Below are 19,213 nucleotides of genomic sequence, written 5' to 3'. Positions count from 1 at the left end.
GGCTCAACCTGATCGAGGGCTTCTTCTCCAAATTTGCTCGCTCGGTGTTGCGCCACATCCGGGTGACATCAAAACACGAGCTGAAGCAACGCATCATGGCCGGCATCGACGACGTGAACCGCCATCCGGTCATCCACACCTGGTCCTATAAACTCGCCGAGGCCGCCTGATATGATTCGAACCAAGGAAACGCTCGACTAGACCTTCGACCCAGCCGAGTGTGAGGCCGAGATAGCCCGAGAGCGAGGCATAGAAGCCGGTGCGCGAGGCCGTGAGGCCGATCCATCGCCCCGAATAGGGGTAATCCTTGCCGATGGCCGTGGGCGGCAAAACCGCGTGAAGCTCCGGCACGGCATCCAAAGCGGCCTGGACGAAGGTGTTCGAATTCGGACCCGGCCAGGCGCTGTAATCGCCATAGGTCCGAAATCTGTAGTTCTCGACGACATATCGGATCTTGGGGATCAGCGCTTCGGCCTTGGCGCCGTCGATGGCGACGACCGTCTCCGGCAAGGCGCCAAACCAGCGACCGTCGGGGATGAAACCATTGCTCCGGATCGGTTCCCCCCAGGCCGTATAGTCGTAGCGGCTGTAGCTCGCCGCGTCCTTCTCCTTGACGACGATCCAGGTGTGGACCGCGAAGATGCTGCGCCACCGCACCGTTCGCGCAGCGTAGACCCGGATCAGGGCTTCCGGATGCGAGGCGGCGGGCAGCAGCAGGCCGGCGCTGGACCGGTCCGCGGTCTGCCAATTACCGCGGCCATCTCCGACCCAGAAATAGCGGGCGGCCGAAATCGCGATCGGCACGAAGGCCAGCAGCAGAAATATGAGCACGGATTTTCTCAAGGGAGATCAGGTTCGGCAGGGCACCTCGACGATATAGGTCTCGCAAGCGCTTTCACAATGATGTTGGAAAGTCCCGCGATCAGCGTGTCAATCCCGACTTGACCGCGAGGTCGCGGGATAGCTGAGCTCGGTGCGACCGCGGTCGCACTCGATTCCAAGCCGTTCGCGGCCTACATCGCCACGAAGACGGCGCGATGGAAGAAGGTGATCAAGGCTGCGAACATCGAGCTGGACTACGGGCGAGGTCGTCTCACAATCATAGCGTGCACATTAGATGTGCATCGATTAACACAATCTTGAGTTGATCTTTCCTTGAGCGGGCCCTATAGATCGGAAGTCGCCACTTTGGAGCGACGTTCTCAGACAGGAGCACGCAATGGGAAAACGTTCTGAACGGAGGCCCTCAAATCCGATGAGAGCTACGGTCGGTATGGGCTACGGCGGAAATATGCCCGTCAGGATCGCCAAGCATCTGAAGAAGAGTGCGACAACGAAGCAGCAAAAATCAACCAGATAAGTTCGGAGCACCGTGGGACGCAGCCTGGATAATCTAGACATGTCGTAGCTGGGCTGCGTCACCCCAGTGGGCGAGGGTGAGAAGATGGACACTGAAGCGCCGAGCAGAAGGCCTGTTGTGGTCTTTCGAAAGGCTCTGCTGAGTTCACCCGGGCCACTGCGCGCAGATGCCTCGGCTCTGGGGACGCTGCCAACGGCAGCCTTTCAGTATTGCGAGGCAATTCGGACGGCGTCCTCGTTCGGCTGGTACATCTTTCCTCCCTGCGATATCCGGGCGCTTTGGGACGGGACCCAGATCTTGCTGGCCAGGAACGGAGAATGGTACCCGCTGGACGCGGTACCCTACGATGTCGTGAGCGATATTGACCCGACATTCATCGACTATTGGGGCAAGTTCGCACCTCCGGATATGAAGAAGAATTGGCCCCCGCTGGTCACGGGGCTATTTCATCCGGGCATCTTGCAAATATGGTCGGGTTTGCTGGTAACGACAGCAAAGGGTTGGGGTCTGAGTGTCGGCCCGACATGCAATTTGCGTAGCTCGAGTGACTACGTCCCGTATGAAGCGATCGTCGAAGCGAACTATTGTCGGCCCCTTTTCATCAACGTGCAGCTGATCACGACCGGTAGGGAGATATTCATTTCCAGGAGCCGGCCATTGTTTCAGGTCAAGCCGGTGCACGAAAGCTGCTTCTCGGACGAGACAATGCGCTGCGACGAGCTGGACGGTATCGCACCGGTTGGCGATGCGGAAACGGGGATGAAGGAAGCCGACTGGAACGGATATCGTGCGTCAGTCAGCTTGTTGTATGAGCCCGAGGCATTTTCGCCGGGGCGCTACGCGGTCGAACGACGGAAAAACCGGAAACGAAGTCAACACAAGCACGTTCGGTAGCGGGTTGCCAGCCTGACCGCGGAATGGCTTCCGAGCACGAGTACCCAGCCGTATCTCGTCCTTCATTTGGCGGGCGGGGCCGTCCACCGGAGCGCTTGCCAGCCTAGGGCCGAGCGGGTAGAACGCTGCCACGCCTGAGCCGTGATTTGCGCCAAACGCGCTGCCGGCCACAGTCGAGCAAATCGGCAAGTCATTGAATTTGTTCGACGATTCTTGGGGAATGGTGTAACGGTAGCACAACAGACTCTGACTCTGTTTGTCTTGGTTCGAATCCAGGTTCCCCAGCCAGTCCCCGACGATAGCCATTCGACGGCCTTGCCGTCTGCTCCCTTGTTGGCGCCGCCGATATGGCCGATCTGCCCTCGGCGACACATTTGCGCGACGTCGAAGTATCGTGCCGAGCCTGCGACCGGTCGATTGATCAAGCTCCCGTCCCCTCCTCGCAGCACACTCCGTAAATACCTTGACATTCTGCATATATCGCGCGGCGGCTGCGCCCGAGCCGATGTAGGCCTTGATCGCCTTCCAGAGATTTCCGCCTTGCGTGGTCAATTTGCTGTCGAGCTCCTCGACGACGCGGACATGCGATTTGGCCGCACTGCCGGTCGCGACCGTTTGCCTCATCCCAGAACCGCATTTTCGTGTCGGATCGCCGCGTACTCCATCGTCCTTGGGTCACACAACAAGGAGATCCGTGATGCCCTATGTCGATGGTTTCGTGCTCGCCGTGCCCAAGGCCAACATCGAGGCCTACAAGGCGATGGCGGCGAGCGCTTGCGCGATCTGGATGGAGCACGGCGCGCTCGACTATGTCGAATGCATCGGCGACGACGTTCCCTATGGCGAGCTCACCTCGTTCCCGCGCGCGGTGATCGCGAAGGAGGACGAGATCGTGGTGTTCGCCTGGATCGTCTATCGGGACCGCGAGAGCCGCGATGCCATCAACAAGAAGGTGATGGCGGATCCGCGGCTGAAAATGGATGGCATGCCGTTCGACGGCAAGCGCATGATCTATGGCGGCTTCACGACGCTGCTCCGGGCGAGCGACATCGCGACGTGAGGCGCGCCCGCTACTTGATCTTGTCGTAGGCCGCCGCGAAATCGCCGAGCGGCATCGGGATCGCGATGGTCTCCTTGGCCATGTTCTGGAACGAGACCCTCAGCTGCTTGCCCGACCGCAAGGCGGCGAGCAGGTCCGGCGCAACCGGGGTCGAGGCGTAGCAGCCGCGATTCTCGCAGGTCTGGATCTGGAGATCGAACGTCTTGCCTTCGTCGACCTGGAGCTTGGCCCCGACGGGAAGATTGAGGCCGAGCGGCAATTGCAGAAGCGCGATCGGCGTGCGGGTGTCGGGCGCGATGCGGATGTTGATCAGGACGACGGTCTGGCCCGTCTTGGTCAGCACCGCGTTCTGCTCCATCGCGCATTCGAGCGGCGCGTCGCGGCTTGCGCTGGTGCAGCGGACGATCCAGCCGGGCTGTCCGGAAGCACCGTCAGCCTGCGCCTGGGTCGGGGCAGGCGCGGGCTGCGCGGCCGGGGCGGGCGCGGCGTTCTTCTTGGCGCCCTGCTGGGCGTGCGCTGCGCCCGCTGACAACAGGACAGCAGCGACAAGGGCGACAAGTCTGGATTGCACAGGCATGGGAAACCGCATTTGCGAACCGGGGTTTCGCTGTAGCGTCGCGGCAGGCGCGGTGCAAGCCTACTCGGCGGCTTCCTTGACGCTGCCGTGCTCGGGCGTCTCCTCGCCTTCGTCGTCCGAACGGCCCCAGGTCGAGAACCAGTTATTGAGCTTGTCGAGGTAGAGATAGACGACCGGCGTGGTGAACAGCGTCAGCGCCTGGCTGACGATCAGGCCGCCGACCATGGCGTAGCCGAGCGGCTGGCGGATTTCGGCGCCGGTGCCGTGGCCGAGCATGAGGGGCACACCGCCGAGCAGGGCCGCCATCGTGGTCATCATGATCGGACGGAAGCGCAGCAGTGCGGCCTGGCGGATCGATTCCTCCGGCGTCTTGTGCTCGTCGCGCTCGGCGGCAATCGCGAAGTCCACCATCATGATGCCGTTCTTCTTCACTATGCCGATCAGGAGGATGATGCCGATCAGCGCGATCAGGCTGAAGTCGAATCCGGCCGCCATCAGGATCGCGAGCGCGCCGACGCCGGCAGAGGGTAGCGTCGACAGAATCGTGATCGGATGGATGTAGCTCTCGTAGAGAATGCCGAGGATCAGATAGACCACGACCAGCGCGGCGAGGATCAAGAGCGGCACGGTGCCGAGCGACTGCTGGAACGCCTGCGCGGTGCCCTGGAAGCTCGAATTCAGCGTCGGGGGCGTGCCGAGCTCCGCCATCGCCTTCTGCACGGCCTCGGTGGCCTGGCCGAGCGCGACGCCTTGCGCAAGATTGAAGCTGATCGTGATCGACGGGAACTGGCCCTGATGGCTGATCGAGAGCGGGCGGACCGGATCGGTGGTCCAGCTCGCGAAGGTCGACAGCGGCACCTGGTCGCCGGTCAGCGGCGATTTCACGTAGAGCTTGTTCAGCGTCTCGAGATCGCCCTGCATCTCCGGCAGCACTTCCAGGATCACCTTGTAGGTGTTGAGCTGCGTGAAATATTGCGTGACCTGCCGCTGTCCGAAGGAATCATAGAGCGTGTCGTCGATCAGCTGGGGCTGGATGCCGTAGCGGGCGGCGGTGTCGCGGTTGATCTTGAGCTGGACCGTCGTGCCCTGCGTCTGCTGGTCGGTCGCAACGTCGCGCAGCTCCGGCAGCGTCTGCATCTTGGTGAGGATCTTCGGTGCCCATTCGTTGAGCTCGTCCAGATTGGCGTCTTGCAGCGTGAATTCGAACTGCGTGCGCGTCGGTCGGCCGCCGAGCCGGACATCCTGGGCCGCCTGCATGTAGAGGCGGGCGCCCTGGACCTTGTCGAACTGCGGACGCAGACGCGCGATGATCTGCTGGGCCGATGCGTCGCGCTCATTGCGCGGCTTCAGCGTGATGAACAGGTTGCCGTTGTTGCCGGCACGGCCGCTGCCGCCGATCGACATGGCAACGCTGGCAACGTCGGGATCGGCCAGGATGATCTTGCCGAGTTGCTCCTGGCGCCTCACCATCTCCTTGAACGAAATGTCCTGCGAGGCTTCAGAAGTGGCCGTGATCAGGCCGACGTCCTGCTGCGGGAAAAAGCCCTTGGGGATCAGCACGAACAGGTAGATCGACAGACCGAGCGTGACGAAGAAGATCGCAAGCGTGGTGCGCCGCCAGGCGAGGGCGTGATCGAGCACATATTCGTAGCCGCGCAGCATCGCGTCGAAGGCGCGCTCGCTCCATTGATAGAAGCGGCCGTGCTGCACCTCGCCATGGGCGCGCAGGAAGCGGGAGGCCATCATCGGCGTCAGTGTCAGCGACACGAACATCGAAACGAAGATGGTCATCGCTAGCACCACGGCGAATTCGCGGAACAGGCGCCCGATGATGCCGCCCATCAGGAGCAGCGGGATCAGCACCGCGACCAGCGAGATGCTGATCGAGACGATGGTGAAGCCGATTTCCTTCGATCCCTTGAAGGCCGCCTCCATCGGCGAGTCGCCTTGCTCGATGTAGCGCGTGATGTTCTCGAGCATCACGATCGCGTCGTCGACCACGAAGCCGACCGCGATGGTGAGCGCCATCAGCGACAGATTGTCGAGTGAATAGCCGACCGGCCACATCATGGCGCACGCGCCCAGCAGCGCCAGCGGAACTGTGACCGTAGGAATGACCGTCGCCCAAAAGCTGCGCAGGAAGATGAAGATGACCATGACCACGAGCACAATGGTCAGGAGCAGCGTGAACTGGACGTCCTCGACCGCGGCACGGATGGTCGCGGTGCGGTCGCTGATCAGCTCGATCTTGATCGCGGGCGGTATCGCGGCAACGAGGCGGGGCAGGGTCGCCTTGATCCTGTCGACGGTTTCGATGACGTTGGCGCCCGGCTGCTTGAAGATCACGAGGAACACGCCGCGCTTGCCGTTCGCCCAGGCCGCCTGCTTGGCGTCTTCGGCGGCACTGACGGCCCGGCCGATATCGCGGATTCGCAACGGAGCACCGTTGCGATAGGCGATGATGACGTCGTTCCAGTCCTTCGCGTTGGTGAGCTGGTCGTTGGCGTAGATCGTATAGGCCCGCTTCTCGCCGTCGATGTTGCCCTTGGGGCTGTCGACCGTGGTGATCGCGATCTGGCTGCGGATGTCCTCCATCGACAGGCCCTTGGCGACCAGCTTTGCGGGATCGACCTGAATGCGGATGGAGGGCTTCTGCTGGCCGCCGATGAAGACCTGGGCAACGCCCGAGAGCTGGCTGATCTGCTGGGCGAGCTGGGCGTCGACCGCGTCGCTGACGCTGGTCAGCGGCAGCGTCTCCGATGTCGCCGACAGCAGCAGGATCGGCGCGTCGGCGGGGTTGACCTTGCGGTAGGTCGGGGGCGACGGCAGGTTCTTCGGCAACTGGCCGCTGGCCGCGTTGATGGCGCCCTGCACGTCGTTGGCGGCGCCGTCGATGTTGCGGTTGAGGTCGAATTGGATGGTGATGGACGCCGTGCCCAGATAGCTCGTCGAGGTCATCTGCGCGATGCCGGGAATCTGGGCGAATTGCCGCTCGAGCGGCTGCGCCACCGACGAAGCCATCGTTTCTGGGCTGCCGCCCGGCAGGTTGGCGGTGACCTGGATGGTCGGAAAGTCCACCTGCGGCAGCGGCGCGACCGGAAGCAGGGGGTAGGCGACGAGGCCGACGAAGAGAATGCCGGCCATCAGCAGCGAGGTGCCGATGGGATATCGGATGAAAGGTGCCGAAATCCCGCCCCCGGTCATTGCTGCCGTACCTTGTTCTGGGCCGGATCCGAGCTTGCCACCGCCGTCGACACCAGGCTTCCGGGCTGGACCTTGAACTGTCCGCCGACGATCACCTGCTGGCCGGGGGTCAATCCTTCCTCGATGACCGAACGCCCGTCGATGCCATAGCTCACCTTGACCTTGTGCAGCTCGGCCTTGTTGTCCTGGTTGACCGTATAGGCGTAGAGCCCGTTGGTGGAGTGCTGGACCGCATCATCCGGAACGACGGTCGCATCCTTCAGCGTTCGCACCAGGAGCCGCGTCGAGACCGATTGGCCCGGCCACAGCGTTCTTTCCTTGTTGTCGAACACCGCCTTGAGCCGGATCGTGCCGCTGCTCGTGTCGACCTGGTTGTTGATCACAGCGAGCTTGCCTTCGGCCAGCGTCTTCTTGCCGTCGGTGGTGAAGGCGATCACCTTGAGCGCGCCGGCCTTGTGGCCCTCGCTGATATAGGGGAGCTGGTCTTCCGGCGCGGTGAAGATCACCGCGATCGGCTCGACCTGCGAGATCGTGACGATGGCGGTCTGCGACGAAGCGTTGACGATGTTGCCGATGTCGACCTGACGCAGGCCTGCAACGCCGGTGATCGGCGCCTTGATCTGGGTGTAATCGAGCTGGGTCTGGGCGTTGGAGATCGCGGCATCATCGGCGGCGATCTGCGCGGTGAGCTGAGCGACAGTGGACCGCTGCGTGTCGACGCGCTGGGCGGTGGCGAATTCGCCGAGCTTCGTGGCGCGCTGGAGCTCGAGATTGGCGTTGGCGAGACTGGCCTCGTCCTGCGCCTTCTTGGCCTTGGCCTGGTCAAGCGCGGCCTGATAGGGGCGGGGATCGATCGAAACCAGGAGATCGCCCTGCTTGACGATCTGGCCTTCCCTGAATTCGAGCTTGTCGATCTGGCCATCCACACGGGTTCGGACCTGGACCGTGTTGAAGCCCTGAACCGTGCCAAGACCGGTGAGATAGACCGGAAAGTCGGTCTTCTGGACCGGTGCAACGCTGACGGGGACGGCGGAGGGGCGAGGCGGGCCCTTTTGTGCGGTCTGGGTTTTTCCAGCCTCGGACGCGCCGAATTTCTGCCAACCATAATAGCCCGCGGAAGCCACGGCCGCGCTGATCAGAAGCCAAAGGATCGGCCGGGACTTGTTCATGTCGTCTCGTGTCGGCTCGTATGCTCTCGGCTACGAATATCGGGGCAATCGTACGGTTCCAGCATGATGTATAATACACGCCAACTTCCAGAGTAAACAGCACTATCGGGTGAGAATCCTAAACAATTGGAAAGCTTTGCACCGTGTAGGCAGCTTGCTGGCGCGGCGACGTGCAATGCCGCGTTTTCCCGCCGCGACCGGCCGGCGTGCAAGTCTTGCGCAGCACGCGGAGCAGTGTGCTCGGGACCGATCGGCCCCGCGCCGCGGCGCCTTTCGGATCTGCCGCAAGAACGGTGCTAAGTCGCGTCGAGGCCGTTTCGGTTGTCCTGGATTTCGGCATTGTCCATATCGGCGCCGCAGCGACGGAGCAAAGCATGGACGAGCTGAACGGCAAGCTGATCGCGTGCCAGATTCTGATCATGGGATTGATTGCTTGGGGCGCCAACGAGCAGCGCGATCCCTTGTGCTTCCTCGCCGACTTTCGCGACGAGATCAAAGCCGTCGTCAACGGCGCCAACATCGCCGGCACGGACAAGACCGTTCGCGTGCGCGCCATCTCGCAGAAGTCGGCCGACGAGTTGCTCTGGCTGATGAATCCGCGAGTGTCAGCAATCGATTTGCGTCTAGGACGCATCCTTCGCTCAGAGAGCGGGCAGTTTAGAATCGTTTTGATCTTGATCTATTCAAGGGTTCTGGCGGACGGCACGCATTGACCCGCAATTGAGTGGCCGATACCAACAGCCGACATTCGTTCGACGTGTGAACGACGGGAATTGGAGGGCCTTGTGCTCTATCCTCCAGCACCTCATCACCCCGTGACCAGGGGGACGCGGGTTGCGTCTTTCTTCTGGCTTCAGAGCATGATACGGGACGATCAAGCCCGGAGCATGATCTTTGACCTCGACACCGCGATTCAGGCGCTGGTGGAACGGCTCGGGCGCGACGATCCCGAAACGGTCAAATTGACGGGTATCTATCACAACCTCATTCGTTACTGGGCCGAAGTATGAAGACCATGTCCTTCCAAGCAAGCCTTGCCGCAGCCTTGATGCTGGCGTCCGCCTGGCTCGCGTCCCCCGTTTCCGCCCAGACACAGAGCGCGCCGGCACCGGCCCCATCGACGGCTCAGCCGTCCGCTGCCGGAACCGTCCCCCCGGCAGCTGCGCCTGCGGCCTCGACGGCTCCCGCCGTCGTGGGTGCCGCCCCGGTGGCCGCCAATCCCGCGAGTGCGAAGCCCGAGGCGGCGGTTATGAAGGAATTGTCGCCCTGGGTGATGTTCAAGTCGGCGGACGTCATCGTGCAGGCGGTGATGATCGGGCTCGCCTTCGCTTCGCTGGTGACCTGGACCGTCTTCATTGCCAAGTCGATCGAGCTGTCGGTCGCCTCCGGCAAGCTGCGTTCGGCGTTGAAGAAGATTGCGGAGGCGCGCTCGCTTGCCGAAGCGCAGATGGCGCTCGGCACCAAGGAGGGTATCCTGCCGTCGTTCCTTGCGGCGGCGTTGCGCGAAGCGCGGATGTCGGCTGGCCTGTCCAGCGATGCCGGCATCAAGGAGCGCGCGGCCTCGAGCTTTTCAGAGATCGTGCGTGCGGAGCAGCGGCGCATCCGGATCGGCATGGGCGTGCTCGCGACCATCGGCTCGACCTCGCCCTTCGTCGGCCTGTTCGGCACGGTCTGGGGCATCATGAACAGCTTCATCGGCATCTCGAAGTCGCAGACCACGAACCTCGCCGTGGTCGCGCCCGGCATCGCCGAGGCGCTGCTCGCCACCGCGATCGGCCTCGTCGCCGCCATTCCCGCCGTCATCATCTACAACCACTTCTCGCGCGTGACGAAGGGCTATCTCGAGCTCGTCAGCCGCGCCTCGGGTGCTGCGGGGCGGCTGCTGTCGCGCGATCTCGACCGCAGCCACGGCAGCGTGCATTCGCGCGCGGCGGAGTGAGCCATGGGTGTTTCGCTTGCAGACAATGAAGGCGAAGACGACGATTTCGGCGAAACGCATGACATCAACGTCACGCCGTTCATCGACGTCATCCTGGTGCTGCTGATCATCTTCATGGTCGCCGCGCCGCTGTCCACCGTCGATCTGCCGATCGATCTGCCGACGTCGAGTGCGACGCCGCAGAAGAAGCCGGAAAAGCCGACCTATCTCAGTATCAAGCCCGATCTGACGCTCGCGATCGGGGAGAACCCCGTTCACCGGGGCGAGTTGATCGGCACCCTCGACGGCCTTTCCGACATGAGCAAGGACAAGTATGTTTTCCTGCGCGCCGATCGCTCGGTGCCCTATGGCGAATTGATGGGCGTGATGGAGCTCTTGCGCTCGGGCGGCTATACGCGGGTGAAGCTGGTCGCGCTGGAAGGCGCACCGGGGGCGCCTGTGGCAGGCGCCGCCCAGCCTTAAGAAGACGGAACGATGGCGGACGAACCGAGACCATCCCGGAAGCTCTGGATCCTCGCGGCGGCGGCCGCGCTCGCCCTGCATCTCGGCGGTGCTGCGCTCGCGCTGGCGCATTTGCACGGCGACGACGACGGCGATGGTCTCGGCGCGGCCGGAGCCGAGTTCGCCGTCGAGATGGCTTCGCCGGAAGTTCAAGATTCCAACGTGCCCGTTGGACCAAACGACTCTGTGGCGCAGGAGGAGCGCCCGGAACTTCCGGAGCAGAAGGCCGAAATAAAGGAGACGGAGCTTCCGCAGGATCGGCCGCAAGAAGTTGAGGAGCCCGATCGTATCGTCAGCGAAAACAAAGCGAAGAAGGAGCAGGACGACGATCCGAAAGTGGCTGCCGTGGAAACTCCAGCCGCGGAAGCAGCGCCTAGGCAGATCGACCAGACGCGGCAGACTTTCGAGGAGGCAACGCGCGAGGCTGATAAGGCGATGGCTCCTGTGGTCGGTGCGGGCAAGGACATCCTGAAGATCACAACGGACTGGAACAAGAAGATCAGTGCGCGCATCAAGCAGCACGAGATCACCCCGGAAGGCAGAGTGAATACCAACCAGAAAGTTAAGGTGAATTTTGCGCTCAACCGGAAGGGAAATGTGCTCTCGGTTGAGTTGGTCGAGTCGTCCGGTGACGCCGCCTACGATGCAGCCGCGGTATCGATGATCCGCAAGGCAGATCCTTTCGAGCCACCTCCGGTTCAACTGACCGAGGAGCGTTTCGAGCGCACCCTCGAGATCAGCTTCGCCCCTGAGAAATCGAAGAAGACCGCCAACAAGAAGTCGGCTCAACGCCAGTAGAGCCGGATCCCGACATAGACCACCACCAGGCAGGCGAAGATCAGCGCCACGGGCAGGGGCCGTTTCTGGGCTCCGCTGGCCGCGCCTGTCCCGAAGTAACCAGCGCTTTTCGGCTTCGGGGCCGGGCGCCGGAAAGCGGTAACATTGTCCGCTGCCGGCTCGGCCTCGCGCGGACGGACGTCGGGCGGCGTTCCAGCGCCGCCCATCTCGACGTAATAGGCCTTGTAGATCGCACCGATGGTGGCCTCGGTGGCTTCGCCTTCGCTCATCTGCGCCAGCAGGTTCCTGTAGCTGCTCAGGAACTCCTGGGCCTCCGGAGGCAGCGCGGACGCCCCGTTGAGCTTGGCCATCATCTTCCAGGTGGCGAAATCGGCGCGGGCGCGGGTGTCGGCGCGTCGCGCGATCAGCATATCGGCAGCTTTGACCAAGTCGGCCTCTGGCCTTTCGGCTCGTGTTCGGGTGTTCCGGTTCAACTACGCATTGCCGGTCAGGAAGAGAACAGCCTGAATCACATAACCGGTCAACGTCCGCAGTATTGCTGAAATAACATCAAGATTTAGACCTAACTGCGAGCCCGCCAGCGGCAGCAGGATTAAGAGCCCGATCAGGATCAACATACCGAACGGCTCGAGCCGGGCCAGCGGCAAGGCGAGGGCCCGCGGCAGCAGCCCGACCGCAACTCGGCCGCCGTCCAGCGGCGGGATCGGCATCATGTTGAAGACGGCGAGGATGGCGTTGAGCCGGATCGCATTCCAGATGTTGTCGAAGATCCATCGTGCCGAACTGGCTGGAGCCCAAGGCAGGGCGTGGAGCGCGAGGGCCGCGATCAGCGCCAGCAGGATGTTGGTCGCGGGGCCGGCGAGGGCCACCCAAACCATGTCGAGCCTGGGGTGGTGGAGCTTGCGGTAATTGACGGGCACCGGCTTGGCATAACCGAACAAAAACGGCGAATGCGCGAACACGAGCATCGCCGGCAGGATGACGGTGCCGAACGGGTCGATATGACGGAACGGGTTGAAGCTGACACGGCCGAGTTGCCAGGCTGTGTTGTCGCCAAGGCGGTACGCGACGAAGGCGTGCGCGGCTTCATGAAAGGTGATGGCGATCAGGATCGGGAAGACCCAGACGGAGACGTCATAGAAGGAAATGTTCACTGCTCGTCCGTTCGGTTGCCTGCGGCCTTGCAGCCATCCGAGCCGGGCCTGCGGCGCAGCGACGCTGCTGCAGCCCAACATAGGGGGACCCGTCCCGAAATGCTATGTTACAAATGGGCCGCCAATACGCCGCCGTGCTATCAAACAATTAGGCTGGGATCGTCCCTGGATATTGCACCAGACCGTCGTCGAGCTTCACCCAGGCGAGCTTTTCCGACACCCAGATGTGTTCGGTCGGGGCAAAGGCATTGCGGTCGTCGAACGTGGCGAGCGCGACGCCCGCCAGCGTGCCGTTGCGCCGCCAGGCGAACAGGCGCGTGCCGCACTTCTTGCAGAACACGCGGTCGATGTTCTCGGACGATGCATAGCGTGAAGTCTCGCCCTCGACGCTGAGCGCGCGCTGGTCGAACTGCGCGCGTGCGAAGTAGGGCGATCCCATTGCCTTCTGGCAGATGCGGCAATGGCAGATGCGGACGTTGAGCGGCTCGCCCTCCGCCTTGAACCGCACCGCGCCGCACAGGCATCCGCCTTCCCGGATCATGATGTCCTCAATAGGTCGCGCGCCCGCCCGAGATGTCGAACACCGCACCGGTCGAGAAGGCGCAATCCTCGGATGCCAGCCAGGCCACCATCGCGGCGAGCTCTTCCACCAGCACGAAGCGTGCCTTCGGGATTTTCGAGAGCATGAAGTCGATATGCTGCTGCGTCATCTGGTCGAAGATCGCAGTCTTCGCCGCCGCCGGTGTCACCGCGTTGACGAGGATGTCATGGGCGGCGAGCTCCTTGCCGAGCGACTTCGTCAGCGCGATCAGGCCTGCCTTGGACGCTGAATAATGCGCCGCGTTCGGGTTGCCTTCCTTGCCGGCGATCGAGGCGATGTTCACGATCCGCCCGTATTTCTGCTTGAGCATTTCGGGCACGATCGCCTTGGAGACGATGAAGGGGCCGTCGAGGTTGATGCGCAGCACCTTGCGCCATTCCTCGAGCTCGGTCTCCCAGACCGGCTTGTTGACGCCGGCGATACCGGCGTTGTTGACGAGAATGTCGATCTTGCCAAAGGCCTTGAGCGTCGCATCGCGGGCCTGCTCCACGGCCGCCGTGTCGGTGACGTCGACCTTGAAGACTTTCGTTTCGCCGCCGATCTCTTTTGCGGTCTTCTCGGCCAAGGCTGAGTCAAAGTCCCAGATCGCGACCTTGGCACCGGAGGCGACGAAGCGCTCGGTGATGGCACGGCCAAACCCTTGCGCGCCGCCGGTGACGATGGCAATGCGGCCGTTGAGATCGATCTTGTTCATGCCGTAGGCCTTCTTGCGTCAGAGCATGTAGCCGCCGTCGACGACGAGATCGACGCCGGTGGTGAAGGCGCTCTCGTCGCTGCCGAGATAGACGGCCATCGCCGCGATCTCCTCGGCGGTGCCGAGCCGGCCCATCTTCTGGCGCGAGATGAACATCTCCTTGCCCTGCGGGCCCTGGGCTGCCGCGCGATCGAGCATCGAAGGCGTCTCGACGGTGCCGGGGCAGATCGAGTTGCAGCGGATGCCCTTGGTGATGAAGTCGAGCGCGACAGCACGGGACAGCAGCGATACCGCCGCCTTCGACGAGCTGTAGACGTAGCGGTTCGCCGGCGGCCTCAAGGCTGCGCAGGACGAGATGTTGACGATGCTGCCGCCGCCGCCGGCGATCATGTCGGGCAGGAAGGCCTTGATGGTCCGGTGCATCGACTTGACGTTGAGGTCGAACGAGAAGTCAAAGTCCTCTTCCGAACATTCCAGGATGGTGCCGTGGTGCACGAAGCCGGCGGCGTTGAGCAGGATGTCGATCCTGCCGACGCGCTTGGCGAAGGCGTTGACGTCGGCGGTGTTGCGGACGTCGAGCTTTGCGACTTCGGCGATGCCTTCCTTGGTCAGGCTCGCGATGCCGGCTTCGTTGATGTCGGTGGCGATGACGGTTGCGCCTTCACGCGCGAATGCGATCGCGCAAGCGCGCCCAATGCCTGCCGCGGCAGCCGTGACGACGGCGCGCTTTCCCTTGAGGCGGTCTGCCATTTTCTCTCCTCTGAATTTTCTTTCGTCATTCCGGGGCGCGCCTCTTGGCGCGAACCCGGAATCCATCGAGCAACAGCATCGGTGGATGAATGGATTCCGGGCTCGCGACTGCGTCGCGCCCCGGAATGACAGCGTCAGTGATTGTCCCGCGCCACACCGTACGTGCCGGCGACGTTCTGGTACCTTGTGGCGAGCTCCATGCAGGCGCCGGTCGATTGCTGGCCGACGGTGTTGCGATAGATCTCCTGCCACGGCGTCTGGTTCGGCGGATGCTTGAAGCCGCCGCTCGCCTTGAGCTCGGCGTGGCGCTTCTTCAGCTCCTCGTCCGAGATCAGGATGTTGGCGCTGCCATTGTTGAGGTCGATGCGGACCTTGTCGCCGGTCTTGAGGACGGCAAGCCCGCCATTGGCAGCCGCTTCAGGCGAAGCGTTGAGGATCGAGGGCGAGCCGGAAGTGCCGGACTGGCGGCCGTCGCCGATGCAGGGCAGGGACAGGATGCCGCGTTTGATCAGCGCCGCCGGCGGCTGCATGTTCACAACCTCGGCGCCACCGGGGTAGCCGATCGGGCCTGTGCCGCGGATGAACAGCACGCAGCGCTCGTCGATGTCGAGCGAGGGGTCGTCGATCCGCTCGTGATAATCCTCCGGCCCCTCGAACACGATGGCGCGGCCCTCGAAGGCATTGAGGTCCTTCGGATTGCTGAGATAGCGGTCGCGGAATTCCTTCGAGATCACGCTGGTCTTCATGATCGCGGAATCGAACAGATTGCCCTGCAGCACCAGGAAGCCGGCGTCCTTCACCAGCGGCTTGTCGTAAGCCCAGATCACGTCGTTGTCGGGTGCGGGCGCGTTCTTGCAGTTCTCGCCGATGCCGCGGCCGTTGACGGTGATCGCGTCCTCATGGATGCGGTTGTGCTTCATCAATTCGCGCACCACGGCGGGCACGCCGCCGGCGCGGTGAAATTCCTCGCCGAGATAGAAGCCGGCCGGCTGCATGTTGACCAGGAGCGGCACGTCGTGGCCGAACTTCTGCCAGTCCTCGATCGACAGCTCGACGCCGATATGGCGGGCGAGCGCGTTGATGTGGATCGGCGCGTTGGTCGAGCCGCCGATCGCCGAATTGATCACGATGCAGTTCTCGAATGCCTTGCGGGTCAGGATGTCCGAGGGCTTCAGGTCCTCCCAGACCATCTCGACGATGCGTTTTCCGGTCTCGTAGGCGATCTGGCCGCGCTCGCGATAGGGGGCCGGGATCGCCGCGCAGCCCGGCAGCGAGAAGCCGAGCGCTTCGGCAAGCCCGTTCATGGTCGAGGCCGTGCCCATGGTGTTGCAATGGCCGACCGAGGGCGCCGAGGAGGCCACGATCTCCATGAACTCTTCATAGTCGATCTCGCCGGCCGCGAGCCGCTCGCGCGATTTCCAGACGATGGTGCCGGAGCCGGTGCGCTCGCCATTATGCCAGCCGTTCAGCATCGGGCCGCCCGACAGCACGATCGCAGGCAGGTTCACCGTCGCTGCAGCCATCATGCAGGCCGGCGTGGTCTTGTCGCAGCCGGTGGTCAGCACCACCCCGTCGAGCGGATAGCCGTAGAGAATCTCGACGAGGCCGAGATAAGCGAGGTTACGATCGAGCGCCGCGGTCGGGCGCTTGCCGGTCTCTTGAATGGGATGGGTCGGGAACTCCATCGCGATGCCGCCGGCCTCGCGGATGCCTTCGCGGACGCGGTGCGCGAGCTCGAGATGATGGCGGTTGCAGGGGGACAGATCGTTGCCGGTCTGGGCGATGCCGATGATCGGCTTGCCGGATTGCAGCTCGGCGCGGGTGAGGCCGTAATTCAGGTAACGCTCCATATAGAGCGCGGTCATGCCCGGATTGTGCGGATTGTTGAACCATTCCTGCGAGCGAAGATGGCGGCGGGTACCGTTGCTGCCGGCGGCATGCCCGTTGGTTGGTTTCTTTGTCATTGGTTTCTCCTGCAATGCAAACGCACTGGCGTCCGTCTCATGGTGTCCGGCATGTGCGGTGCCCAACGGCGCGCGCGATGATCTGCCTTCCCGCTGGCGGGTCGTTTCCTCACGATTCCGATACTAGTCGTGGCTGCTTGGTAACGCTATCATTTTGTTCGCCGCGGCCGCGCCTGATACGGCTGGCCTGCTGTCCGAACGTCGCGCCGACGAGCTTTGCCGCTCGATCACCTTGAAGCCAAGATCGAGCACCGGCTGCTCCGGGCGCCGACCCTCGATCGCGTCGATCAGCATGGTGGCGGCCGTCTTGCCCATCTCGTAGCGGTTGGTGCGAACGCTGGTGAGGGTGGGGACGGCGGAGGCCATGAATTCGAGGTCGTTGAAGCCGACGATCGCGATCTGCCCGGGGACTGCGATCTCCCGGCGCCGGCATTCGAACAGCACGCCGAGCGCGAGGTCGTCATTGGCGCAGAACACCGCGTCGATGTCGGGCCCGCGCGCCAGCAGATCGGCGAACAGGGCGCCGCCGAGCGTCACCGAGGTCGGCGTCGCCGTCGTGACCACCAGGCGCTGATCGAACGATCCGGCGTCCTTCATGGCCGAGACATATCCGTCCAGCCGCCGCTGCACCCTGGGATCCATCCGCGCGCCGACGAAGCCGACCTTGCGGTGACCTTGCTCGAACAGATGCGCGATTGCCGCGCGGGCCGCATCATAGTGCGAAAAGCCGATCATCATGTCGACCGGGTCCGGGCCGATCTCCATGATCTGCACGATCGGGCAGTCCGCCGCCTGAAGCATCGCGCGCGACTCCGCGGTCTGGTCGATGCCGGTGACGATCAGCCCGGCCGGCTTCTGCGCCAGAAACAGACGCAGCAACTTCTCTTCCTGGAGAATGCTGTAGCGCGTGTTGGACAACTGGATCGAGTAGCGGCTGCCTTCGGAGGCGTCATAGATGCCGCGCAGCACGTCCGAGAACACGTTGTTGGTGAGCGATGGGATCAGGACACCGATGACCTCAGTGCGTTGCGAGGCGAGGGCGCGTGCGGCAAGATTGGGCACATAGCCGAGCTCCTTGGCGGCGCTCTCGACCCGCGTCCGCTTGGCGACCGACAGGGCCTCCGGATTGCGGAAAAAGCGCGACGCGGTAATCGGGCTGACGCCGGCGAGCTCGGCCACTTCGGCAAGCCGGATCTTGCCTGACTTGGTGCGTTTTCGACCCATTTGCTGCTCTTAACACAGTCAGTCCCGCAAACAAAGGAACGTTGACAGCGCTACCAGCAACGACTAACCAAAGACAAATTGCCAAAACCGCACAAACTACCGACAATGTCGCCCGCTAAGCTCGGGCTTCGTTCGGTGAAGTCCGAAAAACAAGACGGTCGCGGCGCGAGAGGCGCCGTGGACTTTCGAGGAGGGAGCTAGATGTCGTCTGTGCAAATCCGCGACGTGCGGAAATCGTTCGGCAATTTTGAAGTCCTGCACGGCGTCACGATTCCGATCGAGGACGGTCAGTTCGTCGTCCTGGTCGGCCCCTCCGGCTGCGGCAAGTCGACGCTTCTGCGCATGCTCGCCGGCCTCGAGAACATCACCTCCGGCACGATCTCGATCGGCGACCGCGTCGTCAACAATGTCCAGCCCAAGGAGCGGGACATTGCGATGGTCTTCCAGAACTACGCACTCTATCCGCACATGACGGTCGCCGACAACATGGGCTTCTCGCTCAAGCTGCGTAATGCCAGTTCGGACGAGATCAACAAGCGCGTCAAGCGCGCCGCCGAGATCCTCGCGCTGTCGCCGCTGCTCGACCGCTATCCGCGACAGCTCTCCGGCGGCCAGCGCCAGCGCGTCGCCATGGGCCGCGCCATCGTGCGCGATCCCCAGGTCTTCCTGTTCGACGAGCCGTTGTCGAACCTGGACGCCAAGCTGCGCGTCGCCATGCGCACCGAGATCAAGGAGCTGCACCAGCGGCTGAAGACCACGACGGTCTACGTCACCCATGACCAGATCGAGGCCATGACCATGGCCGACAAGATCGTCGTCATGCATGACGGCATCGTCGAGCAGATGGGCACGCCGCTCGAGCTCTACGACAAGCCCGACAACCAGTTCGTCGCCGGCTTCATCGGCTCGCCTGCCATGAACTTCCTGAAGGGCCATGTGCGCGTCAACGGCGTTGCGACCTTCGAAGGGCCGAACGGTGTCAAGCTGCCGCTCAAGACCGCGCCGGCCGGCTCCGACGGCCGTCCTGCGGTGTATGGCGTGCGGCCCGAGCACTTCACCATCGCCGATGATGGCGCCGAGGCCGAGATCATCGTGGTCGAGCCGACCGGCTCGGAGACGCAGGTGTTTGCCAAGCTCGGCGGCGAGCAGGTCGTCGCGGTCTTCCGCGAGCGCCACCAGTTCAATCCGGGTGACAAGGTGCGGCTGAAGCCCGAGCCGTCGCTGGTCCATCTGTTCGATGATGCGACGGGCAAGCGCATGAACGCCTAGCGCATCAGACGGCAAGGCATAAGACGACAAGCCATAAGACGAAAAAAAGCATCAC

General features: G+C 63.2%; 17 protein-coding genes, 1 tRNA gene and 2 pseudogenes. 9 read left to right on the top strand and 11 right to left on the bottom strand.

The genetic code is table 11. The features are described 5' to 3' along the window. Positions 1–129: 129 nt before the first annotated feature. Entirely contained in the window at positions 130–831 is a 702-nt protein-coding gene (locus P0R31_RS21360) for a DUF3750 domain-containing protein (protein WP_275516082.1), read from the bottom strand. Positions 832–1,444: 613 nt separating this feature from the next. Here P0R31_RS21360 and P0R31_RS21355 point away from each other — a divergent pair. The 3 genes from P0R31_RS21355 (at position 1,445) to P0R31_RS21345 (ending at position 3,314) form a co-directional block, all read left to right on the top strand. Then, positions 1,445–2,254 carry a hypothetical protein gene (locus P0R31_RS21355; protein WP_275516080.1) on the top strand — a complete coding sequence of 270 codons (810 nt, stop codon included), beginning with the start codon at positions 1,445–1,447 and terminating at the stop codon, positions 2,252–2,254. Positions 2,255–2,468: 214 nt separating this feature from the next. After that, positions 2,469–2,542 (top strand) — tRNA-Gln (locus P0R31_RS21350). A gap of 409 nt (positions 2,543–2,951) precedes the next feature. Next, positions 2,952–3,314, top strand: coding sequence for a DUF1428 domain-containing protein (locus P0R31_RS21345; protein WP_275516079.1), 363 nt, complete (start codon positions 2,952–2,954; stop codon positions 3,312–3,314). Positions 3,315–3,324: 10 nt separating this feature from the next. On the opposite strand, the gene P0R31_RS21340 is transcribed toward P0R31_RS21345, so the two are convergent. From P0R31_RS21340 to P0R31_RS21330, 3 genes are read right to left on the bottom strand one after another with little or no spacing between them, the layout of a single operon-like run. Further along, complete coding sequence (locus P0R31_RS21340; RefSeq protein ID WP_275516078.1) at positions 3,325–3,891, bottom strand: invasion associated locus B family protein; 567 nt, start codon at positions 3,889–3,891, stop codon at positions 3,325–3,327. 60 nt (positions 3,892–3,951) lie between these two features. Next, the gene (locus tag P0R31_RS21335; protein WP_275516077.1) at positions 3,952–7,095 is read right to left on the bottom strand and encodes a multidrug efflux RND transporter permease subunit; all 3,144 of its coding nucleotides are present in this window, start codon (positions 7,093–7,095) and stop codon (positions 3,952–3,954) included. After that, a complete protein-coding gene (locus tag P0R31_RS21330; protein WP_275516075.1) occupies positions 7,092–8,264 on the bottom strand; it encodes an efflux RND transporter periplasmic adaptor subunit in 1,173 nt (390 codons plus the stop codon). Before P0R31_RS21330 ends, P0R31_RS21335 begins: the two co-directional genes overlap by 4 nt. A gap of 374 nt (positions 8,265–8,638) precedes the next feature. Here P0R31_RS21330 and P0R31_RS21325 point away from each other — a divergent pair. The 5 genes and pseudogenes from P0R31_RS21325 to P0R31_RS21305 all read left to right on the top strand — a co-directional run. Further along, a pseudogene (locus tag P0R31_RS21325) lies at positions 8,639–8,863 on the top strand (hypothetical protein); the annotation flags it as partial. A 213-nt stretch (positions 8,864–9,076) separates the two neighbouring features. Next, positions 9,077–9,274 (top strand): annotated as a pseudogene (locus P0R31_RS21320) (PKHD-type hydroxylase); the annotation flags it as partial. Continuing rightward, positions 9,271–10,203 carry a tonB-system energizer ExbB gene (gene exbB / locus P0R31_RS21315; RefSeq protein WP_275516074.1) on the top strand — a complete coding sequence of 311 codons (933 nt, stop codon included), beginning with the start codon at positions 9,271–9,273 and terminating at the stop codon, positions 10,201–10,203. The pseudogene P0R31_RS21320 and the gene exbB, both read left to right, overlap by 4 nt. Before the next feature lie 3 nt (positions 10,204–10,206). Continuing rightward, positions 10,207–10,665 (top strand): TonB system transport protein ExbD, encoded by a 459-nt coding sequence (exbD, locus tag P0R31_RS21310; RefSeq protein WP_275516072.1) that lies wholly within the window; start codon positions 10,207–10,209, stop codon positions 10,663–10,665. A gap of 12 nt (positions 10,666–10,677) precedes the next feature. Next, positions 10,678–11,502, top strand: a complete 825-nt coding sequence (locus P0R31_RS21305; RefSeq protein WP_275516070.1) for an energy transducer TonB — start codon at positions 10,678–10,680, stop codon at positions 11,500–11,502. Here P0R31_RS21305 and P0R31_RS21300 read toward each other — a convergent pair. From P0R31_RS21300 to P0R31_RS21270, 7 genes are all read right to left on the bottom strand, one after another. Continuing rightward, complete coding sequence (locus tag P0R31_RS21300; RefSeq protein WP_128262191.1) at positions 11,490–11,912, bottom strand: hypothetical protein; 423 nt, start codon at positions 11,910–11,912, stop codon at positions 11,490–11,492. The genes P0R31_RS21305 and P0R31_RS21300 overlap by 13 nt on opposite strands. Before the next feature lie 63 nt (positions 11,913–11,975). After that, a complete protein-coding gene (locus P0R31_RS21295; RefSeq protein ID WP_275516067.1) occupies positions 11,976–12,656 on the bottom strand; it encodes a site-2 protease family protein in 681 nt (226 codons plus the stop codon). A 148-nt stretch (positions 12,657–12,804) separates the two neighbouring features. Further along, on the bottom strand, positions 12,805–13,197 hold the full coding sequence (locus P0R31_RS21290; protein WP_275516066.1) for a GFA family protein: 393 nt from the start codon (positions 13,195–13,197) through the stop codon (positions 12,805–12,807). A 7-nt stretch (positions 13,198–13,204) separates the two neighbouring features. After that, positions 13,205–13,951 carry an SDR family NAD(P)-dependent oxidoreductase gene (locus P0R31_RS21285; protein ID WP_275516065.1) on the bottom strand — a complete coding sequence of 249 codons (747 nt, stop codon included), beginning with the start codon at positions 13,949–13,951 and terminating at the stop codon, positions 13,205–13,207. Between the two features lie 18 nt (positions 13,952–13,969). Next, positions 13,970–14,701, bottom strand: coding sequence for an SDR family oxidoreductase (locus tag P0R31_RS21280; RefSeq protein ID WP_275516064.1), 732 nt, complete (start codon positions 14,699–14,701; stop codon positions 13,970–13,972). 134 nt (positions 14,702–14,835) lie between these two features. Then, entirely contained in the window at positions 14,836–16,665 is a 1,830-nt protein-coding gene (locus P0R31_RS21275; RefSeq protein WP_275516063.1) for an IlvD/Edd family dehydratase, read from the bottom strand. Positions 16,666–16,788: 123 nt separating this feature from the next. Continuing rightward, positions 16,789–17,889, bottom strand: coding sequence for a LacI family DNA-binding transcriptional regulator (locus P0R31_RS21270; RefSeq protein WP_275516061.1), 1,101 nt, complete (start codon positions 17,887–17,889; stop codon positions 16,789–16,791). Positions 17,890–18,090: 201 nt separating this feature from the next. Between P0R31_RS21270 and P0R31_RS21265 the strand changes: the two genes are divergently transcribed. Next, the gene (locus P0R31_RS21265) at positions 18,091–19,158 is read left to right on the top strand and encodes an ABC transporter ATP-binding protein (protein WP_260369918.1); all 1,068 of its coding nucleotides are present in this window, start codon (positions 18,091–18,093) and stop codon (positions 19,156–19,158) included. The last annotated feature ends 55 nt before the right edge of the window (positions 19,159–19,213 follow it).

Origin of the sequence: Bradyrhizobium yuanmingense (genome assembly GCF_029167105.1) — a bacterium.
GTDB lineage: Bacteria > Pseudomonadota > Alphaproteobacteria > Rhizobiales > Xanthobacteraceae > Bradyrhizobium > Bradyrhizobium yuanmingense_A.
The sequence above is the reverse complement of the archived record's forward strand: the minus strand, read 5'-3'. Positions and strand labels throughout refer to the sequence as shown.